The following is a 14,714-nucleotide window of genomic DNA, read 5'->3' on the forward strand; positions in this document are numbered from 1 at the left end:
TGATAAAACAGTTTATTTTACTGATTATTCATATTCAAAATGTAATTTTTATTGTTCTAATATGAGATGGATATGGTAAAATAGTGCTAAGTTATTAAAGGATGTGTATTTTATGATGATTGTCGTCATGTTAATACTAAGTTATCTTATAGGAGCTTTTCCAAGTGGTTTAGTTATTGGAAAGTTATTCTTTAAAAAGGATATAAGACAATTTGGTAGTGGCAACACTGGAGCAACAAACAGTTTCAGAGTATTAGGAAGACCAGCAGGTTTTGTAGTTACATTCTTAGATATCTTTAAAGGATTCATAACTGTTTTCTTCCCTATATGGTTACCTGTACATGCAGATGGACCTATAAGTACATTCTTTACCCATGGCCTGATCGTAGGATTATTTGCTATTGTGGGTCATGTATATCCAATTTATTTAGGATTCAAAGGTGGTAAAGCTGTTGCAACAAGTGCTGGGGTAGTTTTAGGCGTTAATCCTATTCTTTTATTAATTTTAGCAGTTATTTTCTTCGCTGTATTAAAATTATTTAAATATGTGTCCTTATCAAGCATCATAGCAGCTATTTGTTGTGTTATTGGTTCGCTCATTATTCAGGACTATATATTACTAGCAGTAGGCGCAATCGTTGCCATTATATTAATCATACGTCATAAAACAAATATTGTTAGAATCTTTAAAGGTGAAGAACCTAAGATAACGTGGATGTAAATAAAAAATCTAAAACTTAATAATCAATACAAAGCATTTAGTATGATATATGAAATTTATATCACACTTAGTGCTTTTTATTTTGTTAAATGTTTTGATTTATGATGATGTTATTAGTGAGTTTTATATAGTTTGATATACCTTTAGTCTTTGATAGTGGCTTATAACTCATTAAGTTAAAATAATTATATTAGGATATTAAGCTATGCTATAATTCTACTATCAATAAAATTCACAATTTAACCCCTAAAAAATATGGATAATTAATATGGAGGAACTATTTATGAAAATCGAGCTTACCCAACCAGCAGTTCAGTGGTTTAAAGATGAGTTTGACTTACCTCAAGATGACAAAGTATTACACTTTTTTGTACGTTATGGTGGAGAATTCCAATTAAAACAAGGGTTTAGCCCTGCATTTAATGTTGAAAATAAAGCCGATGTAGAAGTGCCATATGAAGAAGAATTTGACGGACTCACTTTAGTCATCGCTGAGAAAGATTTATGGTATTTTGAAGATGATCATATTGTAGTAGATGCAGTTGATCATGAAGATGAAATTTCTTACAGTAAAAAGTAATTTAAAAACAGCCTAACAATGCCACTAAAGTGAGCAATGTTAGGCTATTTTCATTTTCTGATGCTAATTTAATTACAAATGATCGATACCATTTGTTACTTCTTCATCTATACCTTCTTTATTTAAAGCTTCAACTTTACTATATACTTCGTGCCAATCAGCAAAATAACGATCCAATCTAATAGGTTTAAATGTATCAGCTTTCATACAAATCAATTCAGTGTAACCTGTTGTAGCTAGTTCACCTTGTTCGTTAAATAATTCATAACGATATATTGAACGTAACCTTGAGTACTTTTCTACCCATGTCTTAATCGTTACTTTTTCAGGATAAAAAATAGATTTTTTATATTTAATATTTAAGTCGGTAACTGGAGAAATGATTCCTTGCTTTTCCATATCAGCATAATTAAATCCTAATTTCCCAATATAATCTGTACGGGCAACTTCAAACCATGTTGCGTAATTACCGTGATAAATCACACCCATTTTATCTGTTTCTTGATATCTTGGTTCAATTTCAGTCAAACTATAAATCATTGAATTCCAATCCTTCCTTAACTTATACATTACATATGTATTTTAGCATAAAAAAACTGTGCTAACCTAAACGTTAGCACAGTTGATTTTTATTATTGAGCTAATTTATTTCTTAATACCATTTGTAAGATACCACCATGACGATAGTAGTCTAATTCAACTAATGAGTCAAAACGAACCATTGCTTCGAAATCAACAACTTCTCCGTTTTCTTTTTTAGCATGAACTGTAACTAAATCATGAGGTTTTACATTTTCATCGATATCTACTGAGATTTCTTCTTTACCTTCTAAACCAAGAGAATCAGCTGATTCACCTTGTTTAAATTGTAATGGAAGTACACCCATCATAACTAAGTTTGAACGGTGAATACGTTCATAACTTTGAGCGATGACTGTTTTAACTCCTAATAAGTTTGTACCTTTAGCAGCCCAGTCACGTGAAGATCCCATACCATAGTCGTTACCAGCTAATACAGCTAAGCCAGTGCCATTTTCTTTATATTTCATAGCAGCATCATAAATAGGCATAACTTCGTCTGTAGGCCAATAAGTTGTAAAGCCACCTTCAGTACCTGGAGCTAATTGGTTTTTAATACGGATATTAGCGAATGTACCACGTACCATTACTTCGTGGTTACCACGTCTAGAACCGTAAGAGTTGAATTCTCTAATTGGAACATTGTGGTCAATTAAATACTTACCTGCTGGTGTATCTTTACCGATTGCACCTGCTGGAGAAATATGGTCAGTTGTTACTGAATCTCCAAATTTACCCATAATACGTAAGTCTTTTAATGGTTCAATTGTTCCTGGTTCTTTAGATAATCCTTGGAAGAATGATGGATTTTGAATATATGTTGAATTTGGATCGAAATCATATAGTGGTGCATCTGTTACATCGATTTCATTCCACATTTCATTATTTTCATAAACATTTGCATATTCTTCTAAGAATAATTCTGGTGTTACTACACTATCAACTGTGTCAGCAACTTCTTTAATACTTGGCCAGATATCTTTAAGGTAAACATCTTCGCCATCTTTACCTTTACCAATAGCTTCATTTTCTAAGTCAATATCTACAGTTCCAGCTAATGCATAAGCAACAACCAATTGAGGTGAAGCTAAGTAGTTAGCTTTAACTAATGGATGGATACGACCTTCAAAGTTACGGTTACCTGAAAGTACAGATGTTACTAATAAATCTTCGTCAGCAACAGCTTTTTCGATTTCTGGTAATAATGGACCAGAGTTACCGATACATGTTGTACAACCATAACCAACTAAGTTGAAACCTAAATCATCAAGATATTCTTGTAATCCAGAATCTCTTAAATAACCTGTAACAACTTTAGAACCTGGAGCTAATGATGTTTTAACGTATTCAGGTACTTTTAAGCCTTTTTCGATAGCTTTTTTAGCTACAAGACCTGCACCTAACATAACGTAAGGGTTTGAAGTGTTTGTACATGAAGTGATAGCTGCAATTGCTATATCACCAGTTTTCATAGTAGCTGTTCTGCCATCATTGAAACTGATATTAGCTTGTTTATCAAACTCACTTTCATCTAGGCCATGACCTTGGTTACCAGCTGGTGCTGTAACTGATTTTTCAAATTCAGTTTTCATGTCACTTAAGAAAATTAAATCTTGTGGACGTTTTGGACCAGATAATGATGCTTGTACTGTAGATAGGTCTAAGTCAATAACTTCAGTATATTCTGGATCTTCATTTTCAACTTGGAAGAACATATTATTTTGTTGTAAATATTCTTTAACAAGTTCAATATGATCAGCTTTACGGCCAGTTAATTTCATGTATTTAAGTGATTCTTCGTCAACTGGGAAGAAACCACAAGTTGCACCGTATTCTGGAGCCATGTTAGCGATTGTAGCACGGTCAGCTAATGGTAAGTTTGTTACACCAGGACCAAAGAACTCTACGAATTTACCTACTACACCACGTTTACGTAACTCTTCAGTTACACGTAAAGCTAAATCAGTTGCAGTAGAACCTTGAGGTAATTCATTACTTAATCTAACACCAATTACTTCTGGAATTGGGAAGTAAGAAGGTTGTCCTAACATACCTGCTTCGGCTTCAATACCGCCGACACCCCAACCTAATACACCAATACCATTAATCATTGTTGTATGAGAGTCAGTACCAACTAATGTATCAGGGAAAGCAGTTTGTTCACCTTCAACGTCACGAACATGAACAACATTTGCTAAATATTCTAAGTTTACTTGGTGAACGATACCAGTTGCAGGTGGTACAGCATTATAATTGTCAAATGCTTTAGTTGCCCAGTTTAAGAATTGATAACGTTCATAGTTTCTTTCGAATTCTAATTTCATATTACGTTCTAATGCGTCTGGGTTAGCGTAGCTATCTACTTGTACAGAGTGGTCAATAACTAAATCTACTGGTACTTCTGGGTTGATTTTGTTAATATCTCCACCAACATCATTCATTGCTTTACGTAAAGACGCTAAGTCAACTACTGCTGGTACACCAGTGAAGTCTTGTAAAATAACACGAGATGGTTTGAAAGGTACTTCACCTTCATTATCTTTTTTACCGAATTCTGCTAACTTTTTAATGTGATCGTCAGTGATTACAAAATCATCTTCCTGACGTAATACAGATTCTAATAATACACGAATTGAATAAGGTAATTTAGAAATTTTAGTTAAACCTTGTTCTTCTAATGATTTCAAATCATAGTATGTGTATGATTGGCCATTTAAATCAAATTGTTTCTTTGCTGTTTCTTTAAAATTAGAAGCCATTTGATATCCCCCTTGAAAATCTTTATATTTTATATGCCTTATTTAAATTGTATTATTATATGTTTTCGAAAACAACTATATAAGAGTAGAAAGACGTCGATTTTCATTTCGCATTTTTAATCAGGTAGTATAAGCAAAACTTATCATAAGACGTTAGTGCAATAAGTAAATTTTATTAATTGAGAATGGTTATCAATCGCAAGTATTAGTTTTCATTTTTATAGATAAAAAAATACTACCAGCCCTATATAGAGCCGGTAGTATCTTCACTCATTTCTAAAAGAATTAATTATTGAATTATTCTTCTCTTTCACGGTTTCTTCTTGATTCACGTTTTTCTAAAATATCAGATTCATAATCTTCTTGTTGATATTTAACGTACTCTTCTAATCTGTGTTTATTAGGCGTTAATGTTAAGCCTAAGAATTTACGTTCTTTGTTGGCATCTTTGTAAAAGCTTATCATCATCAGTATGACGACAAAGGAGAATGGGAACGCACTAATAATGGCGGCACTCTGAATCGCGTTGAGTGCTTTTGTTCCATCTCCGCCACCAGCTAATAATAGAACGAATGCAATAAGTGCTTGAGCAATTCCCCAAGTTACTTTAACTGCACTGTTTGGATTTAATGAACCAAATGTTGTCTGCATACCTAAAACGAATGTTGCAGAGTCAGCTGATGTGATAAAGAATGAAGCAATTAAAATAAGTGCTATGAATGATAACACTATACCTAACGGAACGTGGTGGAATACACCAAATAATTGTGTTTCTGGAGTCATATCAAATAATTTTGGATGTTTTTTACCTGTTTCAATACCAAGAACACCGAATACACTAAACCAGATGAAACTTACAATTGCTGGTACTAATAGTACACCTGAAATAAATTCTCTGATTGAGCGTCCTTTTGAAACTCTGGCAATAAATACACCAACGAATGGGCTCCAACTTAACCACCAGCCCCAATAGTATAATGTCCATGTTGACATCCATTCACGTTTTTGACCATTTAATGCTGCAGTGTCAAAGCTATTGAATAAGAATGTATTTAACAAGCTACCTGTTGAACTTGTCATCATATTAAGGATTAATACAGTTGGTCCAATGATTAATGTAATAATCATTAATATGGCACCTAAACCAATATTTAAATTACTTAAATACTGAATACCTTTACTTAAACCTGACCAAGCACTAGCGATAAATAATATCGTTACAACAACGATAATAATTGCTTGAACCCAAGTTGTATTTGGAATTCCGAATAAGTAACTTAAACCACCATTAATTTGTAATGCACCCATACCTAGTGATACAGCTACACCTACTAAAGTAGCAAATACAGATAAAACATCAATAAATGTTCCAATAGGTCCTTCTACTTTATCTCCTAAAAGTGGTCTTAGCGTTCTTGAAAGTAAACCAGGTTCACCTTTACGGAATTGAGAATATGCAAGTGCTAATGCTACTACACCATATACTGCCCATGCGTGGAATCCCCAATGGAAGAATGTAGAACGTAACGCTTCTGTATATGCTTCAGTAGTCTTTGGATCAGCATCAGGTGGTGAAGCAAAGTGTGACATAGGTTCAGCTGCACCATAGAAAACTAAACCAATACCCATTCCTGCACTGAATAACATTGCAAACCAAGAAATTGTATTAAATTCTGGTTTATCATTTGGTTTACCTAACTTAAGTTTCCCTATAGGGCTAAAGATTAGGAAAATACAGAAGAAAACAATAACTGTAGTTAATATTAGGTAATACCAACCTAGTTTATCAGTAATCCACATTTTGACTTCATTAGTAACCGTGTCAAATTGAGATGGGAAAATGGCACCAATTAACACAACAATTGCTGCGACAATGGCACTGTAGATAAACACCGGAGAAATCTTCTTACCATTTTTTTCTTCAGAAGAAGAATTCATAATTAATTACTCCCTTCTTATTATTAAATTTTCAAACTAGTAAAATTAAATTATTATTTTTTTATCTTAAAACAATTAACTTTACTAAAACACTACTATAGGATAACAAAGCTCCATATTAGAATCAAATTTGATTAAAATTACTATTTTCTAAATTAATTATATGATGTATAATGACGAATATATTGTTATGAAAAGATTTTTTTATATACTTAAAGAGTTTAAAGAGTTTGCATTAAAAGGCAATGTATTAGATTTAGCTGTAGCCGTAGTTATGGGCGCTGCATTTAATAAAATTATCACTGCATTAGTTCAATACATTATTATGCCATTAATTGGTAAAATATTTGGTTCTGTCAATTTCGCAGAAGACTGGGCTTTCTGGGGAATTAAATATGGTTTATTCATACAATCAATAATTGATTTTATAATCATAGCTTTTGCATTATTTATCTTTGTGAAAATCGCAAATACATTAATGAGAAAAGAAGAACCAGAAGAAGAATTAGAAGCAAACACTGTTCTTTTAACAGAAATCAGAGATTTATTACGAGAAAAAAATTAATAATTATTAATTAAAACGATTTATCAACCTAATTTATAGAAGTTGATAAATCGTTTTTTTATAACTTTATGATTATTAATTCCATTTAAATTGTGTTGTGCTTTGGTATTGATTAGATGTCACTTCTAAAATGAGTGGTATTCGTTGTTTCAATTCACTTACATGAGATATGATTCCTACCATTCTACCTGTAGATTTCAAATTAACTAATGTATCTAGTGCTGTTTCAAGTGTTTCTTGATCTAAAGTACCGAATCCTTCATCAATAAATATAGATTGTAATGAAATTCCTCCAGATTCTTGTTGTACAATCTCACTTAAACCTAATGCTAAAGCTAATGACGCTTGGAACGTTTCCCCTCCTGATAACGAACTTATATGTCTAGATTTATTTGAGTAAAAATCAAATACGTCAATTTCAAGACCACTAAACCCTTGTGATAAAGCTGCTCTTCTTTGTAACTGATATCTTTGACCGCTCATAGTTGCAAGACGAATATTAGCTTGAGCGATTATTTTTTCTAAATAATATACAAGAACGTAATTTTCTAAGGTTAACTTTTGACTATTTTTACCTGACAAAATTTCAGACAGATTAAAGATATCTTGTTGTTCTTTTAACTCTTTATTCAAGTAATTTATATTAGATTCAACTTCATTTCCTTTTTGTTCATTTAATTTGATTTGATACTCTAGCGTTGCTATCTCATTATTTAATTGATTCAATTGTTCTTTTGTCTTTGATAGATTTTCTTGTATTTTATCGATATCTTCCAAATTTCTATCTGAAACTAGCTTCGTTAGCCTATTTATTTCTACTTCATACATATGCAATTGTTTATTAAAATCATTAATTTCTTTCTCGATTGATTCCTTTTCATTAACGATTTCTATAATGCTTTGGATTTGTTCTATTGAAGATAAACTTAATCTATTCATTTCATTTTCAATTTCTTTTTGAGTTCGTTTAAGTTCATCTTGGCTTTCATTTAATGAAGTGGTATGATGCTTAACATTGTTTTCTTCAATACTTAGTTTTTGAGAAATATCACTCATGGCATGTTTATACTTCTCGGTTAGTTGTTCATATTCAGTAACATTATTTTTTAATTGTTCATAGTACAATTTAAACTCTTTAATGTTAGTAAATTGAGATGTCGTTTCAAAATCATTAATTCTAATTTCACATTGTTCAATTTTTGCATTTGTATCTTTCATATCATTTTCTATTTCATATATTTCTTGCTTTTTTTGTTCAATTTTTTTATTTATTGATAAGATACGGTCATTTTCTTTTTGGTGTCTTACTTTTTCTTTCTCTTTTTCTCTATGTTTAGTATTAAGTTCATCTATATTAAGGATTGATTTTTCATCTACATTAATATTTTTTAATTGTTCAGTAAGGTGATTAATTGAATTTTCAAATTTAGCTTTGTTTATTTTATGCTCATTTAATTCTTCTTGTAACGACTTTAATAATCTTTGCTTTTCATTAATGCTTTCGAAGTCAATATGTTGATCTAAAGAAGTAATTTCATTACCACAAACCGGGCAAGTATCCCCTATTGATACAACTTGCTGTAATTGTTCAACTAACGTTTCTTTATTGTTTAAATTAATTTCATTTTGATTGATATCAGCTATTTCTTTTGTTAATTTTTCAATTTCTTTATCCGTTTTCTCATTAGAAACTTTAATTTCACTAATTCTGGAATTTAGATTTTCTTTGTTTTTTACTTCTTCCAATTGCTTTTCAGTTGTTTGAATATTTTTTTCTAGTTTGAAAATATCTTGAGATAATTGTTCAACTACTTCGTAATCAACGTCTTTCGAATCAATAGAATCTTTTAATTGATAAAATTCTTTTTCGACTTGCTCTTTCTTTTCTTTTAATTTTTCCAATTTAGATGAAAGTTTTTCCTTATCTTTATAACTTGAATCATATTTAGATAAATTAACAAAGAAAGTATATGTTTTTTCTAAAAATGCTTTTTCTTTGTTTATTGATGCTTCACTTTCAGTTAATTTTTTTAATTGGTTTTGATAGTCCTCATGTTCTTGATTTAACTGCTTAATTGATTGTTTAGATGATTCAACAGAATTTTCTATTTGCTTTAATTTTTTGTTTGTTTCATTTTTTCTATCAAGCAATTGTGATAAAGGTTTAATTTCGTTGATTTTATTTAGCTTTTCCTTTTGTTTATTGATGCTTTCTTCTTGTTCTTTTAATTGATTAAATTGATTTTTGTTTTTCTCTAATTCTTTTAAATTTGATTCCAGCTCTTTATTTTCATTCAAATTATGTTCAATCTTCGAAATCTTGTTCTCTAAAATATTTTTATTTTCATATTTACTTTGAGCCAATTTTTTACCGAATTCATTGAATTTTGGCAATGCGTTTATTAACTTTTCAGTTTGCTGAACATTAATCGTTTTTAATTCTTCAAGGCTTTCACTGTCAAAGGTGTTGATATCATTCCATAATCTTTCAATATTCTTATATCTATCTTCAATTTGTTTTTTTTCATTTTTAACATCTTCACTCAAAGCTTTTTCAATTTGTTCAAATCTTTCACTATTAAAAAGAGTTCTTAATATACCTTGCTTTTCTTTACTATTAGATAATAAGAATTTTTTAAATTCACCTTGTGGTAATATAAATAATTGTCTAAATTGTTCAGCGTTAACGCCAATTAAATCAATAATAAATTGATTTCCAGCACTCACCATACTTTCACGTAAATCAAATTCATTATCATTGTATTCAAAAACATTTAGCTTTGCTGGTGTTTTAGTTGTATTTCCTTCTTTAATATAAGGTCCAGTTCGAACTATTTTAAAGATTTTGTTATTTAGTTCAAATTCAAAAGTAACTTGCATGGCTGAATTACCATCAGCAAAATGACTTCTTAAATCACTTTCTTTTCTATTTTTAGTTGAAGCTTCCCCATATAACGCATATACTATGGCATCAAATATCATAGTTTTACCAGAACCGGTCTTACCACTTATCAAAAATAATTGATTTTGATCTATTTTATGAAAATCTATTGTCTCATTTAAGAAAGGTCCAAAATTAGTTAAAGTTAACTTAGTAGGTTTCAATTTAATTAATCTTCCTTTCTCATCAAATTATTAATAATTTGATTAATTTTCTTTTCTTGAATATCACTTAGTTGCTCATTGGTTATGTTTTCATAAAATTTATTTATAATCGAAATGTCACTTTCCTGTTTTATTTCAATTTGTTCGATCGCATCATAATATTCAAATGTCTCATTAGTTAATGCCAGTGTATTGGGATAAATTTGTTTCAAATTGATAATTGGATCTGATATATGAGACATATTTTTCAATTTAAAATGTATGTAATTATTTTTATTAGTAATATCTACCTTTTCTTGAATAACATCTTCGTAATCTCCAACTACTATTTCTAACTTTCTCGTTGGTTCTATTGGAACGAAATAATCATTTATATTTTCTTTATTATTAAATTTAACAACACGATAACCTTTAGGTTGTCCAACTTCAGAAAATGAGTATTGTAAAAGTGAACCACTATACTTAATCCTATCTTCATTAATACTAAATGGATGATGCAAGTGACCTAATAGTACAAAATCAAATATATCAAACGATCTTTTTTCCACTGTCTCTACAGTTCCAATAGTTAATGGTCTTTCAGAATCTGATGTTTTGCCACCTTGGACAGTTAAATGACCAATTAAAACATTAATGCTACTCTTATCTAGCGTTTCTGACATATACATTACACATTTATCAAGTGCTTGTTGATGTGTTTGAATTGTTTCATCTTTAAAAAAGTGTTGCACTTCTGTTACTGTCGCAAATGGTAATGTATAAAAATTAACTCCCTTAATATTTATAGGCTCAATCATACTTTCTAATTTTGTTCTAATATATAAGTTACTATGTTCAAACCAATTTGCCCCGTAATTCAAACATTCTTTTCCATCATGGTTTCCACTTATCATAACTACTGGTATTTTCATTTCAATATTAAGTTGTGAAATTGTTTCTTCAAATAGTTTTATCGTTTCTTTACCTGGATAAGTAGTATCATATAAATCTCCTGCAATAACGATGACATCAGGTTCTTCATCTTTCATTTTCTTTATAAACTGTTCTAATACATACCTTTGGTCCTCTAACAATTGCTTACCATTCAAAATTCGCCCTAAATGCCAATCTGCTGTATGAATTATTTTCATTTTTTACCTCCAAATAGAACGTTTGTTCGTAACTATTTTATAATTTTTTAATCTATATATCAAGTAAAAAACCACTCATCTCTAAAGATAAGTGGCTATAATATATTTAATGAACAATTGATTTTTTTACTTTTTTATACTGATAATACATTGCTAATCTCCATGGTACTATCATACAAAATGCTAATAAGAAAAACATACCCGCTATCTCACCTGGATCGATTTCGTTACTAATAAAGATTTTTAGAACAGTACGGATAACTAATAGAGAAATTAAGATAATCGGAAACGCTTTTGATCGTTTCATATAAATTTCGCTACCTTTAACTTCAAATCTAGATGTCCAAATTAACACTGTTGAGAAAAGTACACCTAAAATAAGTGACTCTAAAATCTCGGTACCAGTCAATCTAAAATATGGTACTACATACATTAGAGCACCTGTTGCCATAAAAAATGGAGGCAATATAATTTTCTTTTCATTAACTGGGAATTTTTGTGCTTTCATTCGAATCACAATAACAATTGCACCCATAAAGAATGCAACTACTATAGAAAATACTAAATATGCCACGCTTACACCTTCTCATATATTCTAAACTTTAATACTCTTTTTAATCACGTGTTAGTATATCATTAAATCAAGTCATTTTCATAGTTTTTAAATTAATAAATTCTAGCTATTTTATAAATTAAATTGTTTTCTCTTTCTCCATAAAAAAGGGATTAAATCAACGTTAACATTGACTTAATCCCCACTAATATTTATCTTATTTCTTTTGACCTTTCATGCCTTGGTCCATATTTTTGTTCATCATAGTCATCATTTGATTGATTTTCTTTTGAGAAGGTTTTTGACCCATTTGCATCATCATCATACGTAGCATTTCTTCATTAATAGGTGGGTTTTTTTTCAAATAATCCATCATATATTTTCTTGCTAAGAAGAAACCACCAGCTAAACCTGCGATTAATGCTATTATAATTAAAATAATTGCTAACCAAATTGCCATTGTTTCACCCACTTTCTTTATCCTAATGAATTTTACTAGATTCAAATATTTATTTCAAGACAAATTTGTATCTTAAAATAACGCACATCAAAAATAATAACAAATTTTCAATATATATTAAATGTACTTTTGAATATTAAAGTTAACATTTAAAAACTGCTAGTTTCGCATAAGCTTAACTAGCAGTTTATTTGAGTTTAAATTATTGATTAACTAAAATTCACGAATTTGGTTTAAAACATTTTCTTTAGTAAATCCATATTTTTCAACTACTAAATCGCCAGGAGCACTTGCACCGAAGCCATCGATACCAATAACTTTACCTTGTGTTCCAACGTATTTATGCCAACCAAGTGGTGAAGCCATTTCAATAGCAACACGTTTAGTAATATTTGAAGGAATAACAGACTCTTTATATTCTTCAGATTGTTGTTCGAAAGCGAACCAGTTTGGCATAGAAACAACTCTAACACCTTTACCTTGAGCATCTAAGTCTTTTGCAGCCTCTACTGCTAAGCTTACTTCAGAACCAGTTGCTAATAATAGATATTCAGGAGTTTCTTTAGATTCATATACAATATATGCACCTTTACGTACACCTTCTTCGACAGTTTCTTCAGAAACATCTAAAGTAGGTAAATTTTGACGTGTAAGTACTAATGATGTTGGCGTGCCTTCTGATTCTAAAGCAACTTCCCAAGCAACTCTAGTTTCATTACCATCAGCAGGACGAATCACATTCATATTTGGAATTGCACGTAATCCAACTAATTGTTCAATTGGTTCGTGTGTTGGACCATCTTCACCAACTGCGATGGAATCATGTGTAAATACAAATGTTGAATTTAATCCCATAATTGCAGATAAACGTAAAGCTGGTTTTAGGTAGTCACTGAATACGAAGAATGTTGCACCATATGGATGTAAACCTCCATGTGCAGCCATACCATTAACAGCAGCGCCCATTCCAAATTCACGAACACCAAACCAAATGTTTTTACCGTCACGATTATTTTTATCATAATCTTTAGCTTCTTTAACATTTGATTTATTTGAACCAGCTAAGTCAGCTGAACCACCAAAGAATGAAGGTACATGTTTACTTAACGCTTGAATAACTTCACCAGAATCTGCACGTGAAGCTGCATTATGATCTGAATCAAATTTAGGTAAAGCTTCTCTGTAATCTTGAGGTAATTTACCACTTACAGCTAATTTAAATTCTTCCGCTAATTCAGGATAAGCTTTACTATACTCTTCAACTTTATTTTTCCAATTTTCTTCATTTTCATTAGCACGTTTTAACATTGTTGAATTGAAAATGTCGTAAACTTCTTGTGGTACATTAAATCTCTTTTCAGGGTCTAATCCATAAGCTTCTAAAGTTAATTTACGTTCTTCGTCGCCTAGAGGAGCACCATGAACGCCATTTGTACCTGATTTATTAGGCGCGCCATAACCAATTACAGTTTTAACTTCAATGATTGTTGGACCTTGTTGAGATTTAGCTTTATTAATTGCATTATCAATTTCTTCTAAATCATTACCATCTTTAACAAAAATGTAGTTCCAACCATATGATTCGAAACGAGATTTAGTATTTTCAGAGAATGCTTTATCTAAATCTCCATCTAATGAAATATCATTTGAATCATATAATACGATTAATTTATCTAATTGATTATGACCTGCAAATGATGCAGCCTCATGAGAAATACCTTCCATTAAATCCCCATCAGAAGCTAGAACATAAGTATAATGATCTACAACATTATAGTTATCTTTGTTAAATTTACCAGCTAAATGACTTTCAGCTAAAGCCATTCCGACTGACATTGCAAATCCTTGACCAAGAGGTCCTGTTGTCACTTCTACACCATCAGTGTGTCTGAATTCAGGGTGACCTGGAGTTTTAGAATCCCATTGTCTAAATTGTTTTAGTTCATCCATTTCTAAACTACCAGAAACGTGTAATAAACTATATAATAAAGCAGAACCATGACCTGCAGATAATACAAATCTGTCTCTATTGAAATAGTCTTTAGATTGTGGGTTGAAATTTAGGTGTCTTGTCCATAGTGTGTAAGCCATTGGTGCTGCTCCCATTGGTAAACCTGGGTGACCTGAATTGGCCTTTTCTATTGTATCGATACTTAATGCACGAATTGTATCGATTGCTAATTGATCTTCTTTATTGAACATTATATATTCTTCCCTTCTAATAATAATACTTAATGCCAATTATAACTTATTTTAATATAAATTCATAAAGAAAAATCTGAAAAATTTTTAATTTTCCATATTAATCTATATTTAAAATTCAG

11 protein-coding genes are annotated in these 14,714 nt (G+C 30.6%); 3 read left to right on the forward strand and 8 right to left on the reverse strand.

The window, feature by feature from the left end; genetic code table 11:
- The first annotated feature begins 112 nt into the window (after positions 1-112).
- Positions 113-721 (forward strand): glycerol-3-phosphate 1-O-acyltransferase PlsY, encoded by a 609-nt coding sequence (gene plsY / locus N524_RS0100865; RefSeq protein ID WP_017638427.1) that lies wholly within the window; start codon positions 113-115, stop codon positions 719-721.
- Positions 722-1,004: 283 nt separating this feature from the next.
- The gene (locus N524_RS0100870) at positions 1,005-1,301 is read left to right on the forward strand and encodes a HesB/YadR/YfhF family protein (RefSeq protein WP_029055393.1); all 297 of its coding nucleotides are present in this window, start codon (positions 1,005-1,007) and stop codon (positions 1,299-1,301) included.
- A 72-nt stretch (positions 1,302-1,373) separates the two neighbouring features.
- Here the strand turns inward: N524_RS0100870 and menI are convergent, their stop codons facing one another.
- From menI to N524_RS0100885, 3 genes are all read right to left on the reverse strand, one after another.
- Positions 1,374-1,841, reverse strand: coding sequence for a 1,4-dihydroxy-2-naphthoyl-CoA hydrolase MenI (gene menI, locus N524_RS0100875; protein WP_017638425.1), 468 nt, complete (start codon positions 1,839-1,841; stop codon positions 1,374-1,376).
- Positions 1,842-1,933: 92 nt separating this feature from the next.
- Positions 1,934-4,639: an aconitate hydratase AcnA gene (gene acnA / locus N524_RS0100880; RefSeq protein WP_029055394.1), complete on the reverse strand. Its 2,706-nt coding sequence runs from the start codon at positions 4,637-4,639 to the stop codon at positions 1,934-1,936.
- A gap of 297 nt (positions 4,640-4,936) precedes the next feature.
- Positions 4,937-6,577, reverse strand: coding sequence for a BCCT family transporter (locus N524_RS0100885; protein ID WP_029055395.1), 1,641 nt, complete (start codon positions 6,575-6,577; stop codon positions 4,937-4,939).
- Positions 6,578-6,785: 208 nt separating this feature from the next.
- Here N524_RS0100885 and mscL point away from each other — a divergent pair, with 208 nt between their 5' ends.
- A complete protein-coding gene (gene mscL, locus N524_RS0100890; RefSeq protein WP_017638422.1) occupies positions 6,786-7,142 on the forward strand; it encodes a large conductance mechanosensitive channel protein MscL in 357 nt (118 codons plus the stop codon).
- A gap of 75 nt (positions 7,143-7,217) precedes the next feature.
- On the opposite strand, the gene sbcC is transcribed toward mscL, so the two are convergent.
- From sbcC to tkt, 5 genes are all read right to left on the reverse strand, one after another.
- Entirely contained in the window at positions 7,218-10,247 is a 3,030-nt protein-coding gene (gene sbcC / locus N524_RS0100895; RefSeq protein ID WP_029055396.1) for an exonuclease subunit SbcC, read from the reverse strand.
- Positions 10,248-10,252: 5 nt separating this feature from the next.
- Positions 10,253-11,377, reverse strand: a complete 1,125-nt coding sequence (gene sbcD, locus N524_RS0100900) for an exonuclease subunit SbcD (protein ID WP_029055397.1) — start codon at positions 11,375-11,377, stop codon at positions 10,253-10,255.
- Positions 11,378-11,483: 106 nt separating this feature from the next.
- Positions 11,484-11,951, reverse strand: a complete 468-nt coding sequence (locus N524_RS0100905) for a CcdC family protein (protein WP_029055398.1) — start codon at positions 11,949-11,951, stop codon at positions 11,484-11,486.
- Between the two features lie 196 nt (positions 11,952-12,147).
- On the reverse strand, positions 12,148-12,390 hold the full coding sequence (locus N524_RS0100910) for a YneF family protein (RefSeq protein WP_029055399.1): 243 nt from the start codon (positions 12,388-12,390) through the stop codon (positions 12,148-12,150).
- 213 nt (positions 12,391-12,603) lie between these two features.
- Complete coding sequence (gene tkt, locus N524_RS0100915; RefSeq protein ID WP_029055400.1) at positions 12,604-14,592, reverse strand: transketolase; 1,989 nt, start codon at positions 14,590-14,592, stop codon at positions 12,604-12,606.
- Positions 14,593-14,714 lie beyond the last annotated feature (122 nt).

This window comes from Staphylococcus sp. URHA0057 (assembly GCF_000620265.1).
GTDB classification, from domain to species: Bacteria; Bacillota; Bacilli; order Staphylococcales; family Staphylococcaceae; genus Staphylococcus; species Staphylococcus pasteuri.

Coding starts and splice junctions, on each gene's coding strand:
- sbcD (WP_029055397.1), bottom strand. CDS start 11,377: ATGAAAATAATTCATACAGCAGATTGGCATTTAGGGCGAATTTTGAAT.
- tkt (WP_029055400.1), bottom strand. CDS start 14,592: ATGTTCAATAAAGAAGATCAATTAGCAATCGATACAATTCGTGCATTA.
- plsY (WP_017638427.1), top strand. CDS start 113: ATGATGATTGTCGTCATGTTAATACTAAGTTATCTTATAGGAGCTTTT.
- menI (WP_017638425.1), bottom strand. CDS start 1,841: ATGATTTATAGTTTGACTGAAATTGAACCAAGATATCAAGAAACAGAT.
- N524_RS0100885 (WP_029055395.1), bottom strand. CDS start 6,577: ATGAATTCTTCTTCTGAAGAAAAAAATGGTAAGAAGATTTCTCCGGTG.
- N524_RS0100870 (WP_029055393.1), top strand. CDS start 1,005: ATGAAAATCGAGCTTACCCAACCAGCAGTTCAGTGGTTTAAAGATGAG.
- acnA (WP_029055394.1), bottom strand. CDS start 4,639: ATGGCTTCTAATTTTAAAGAAACAGCAAAGAAACAATTTGATTTAAAT.
- N524_RS0100910 (WP_029055399.1), bottom strand. CDS start 12,390: ATGGCAATTTGGTTAGCAATTATTTTAATTATAATAGCATTAATCGCA.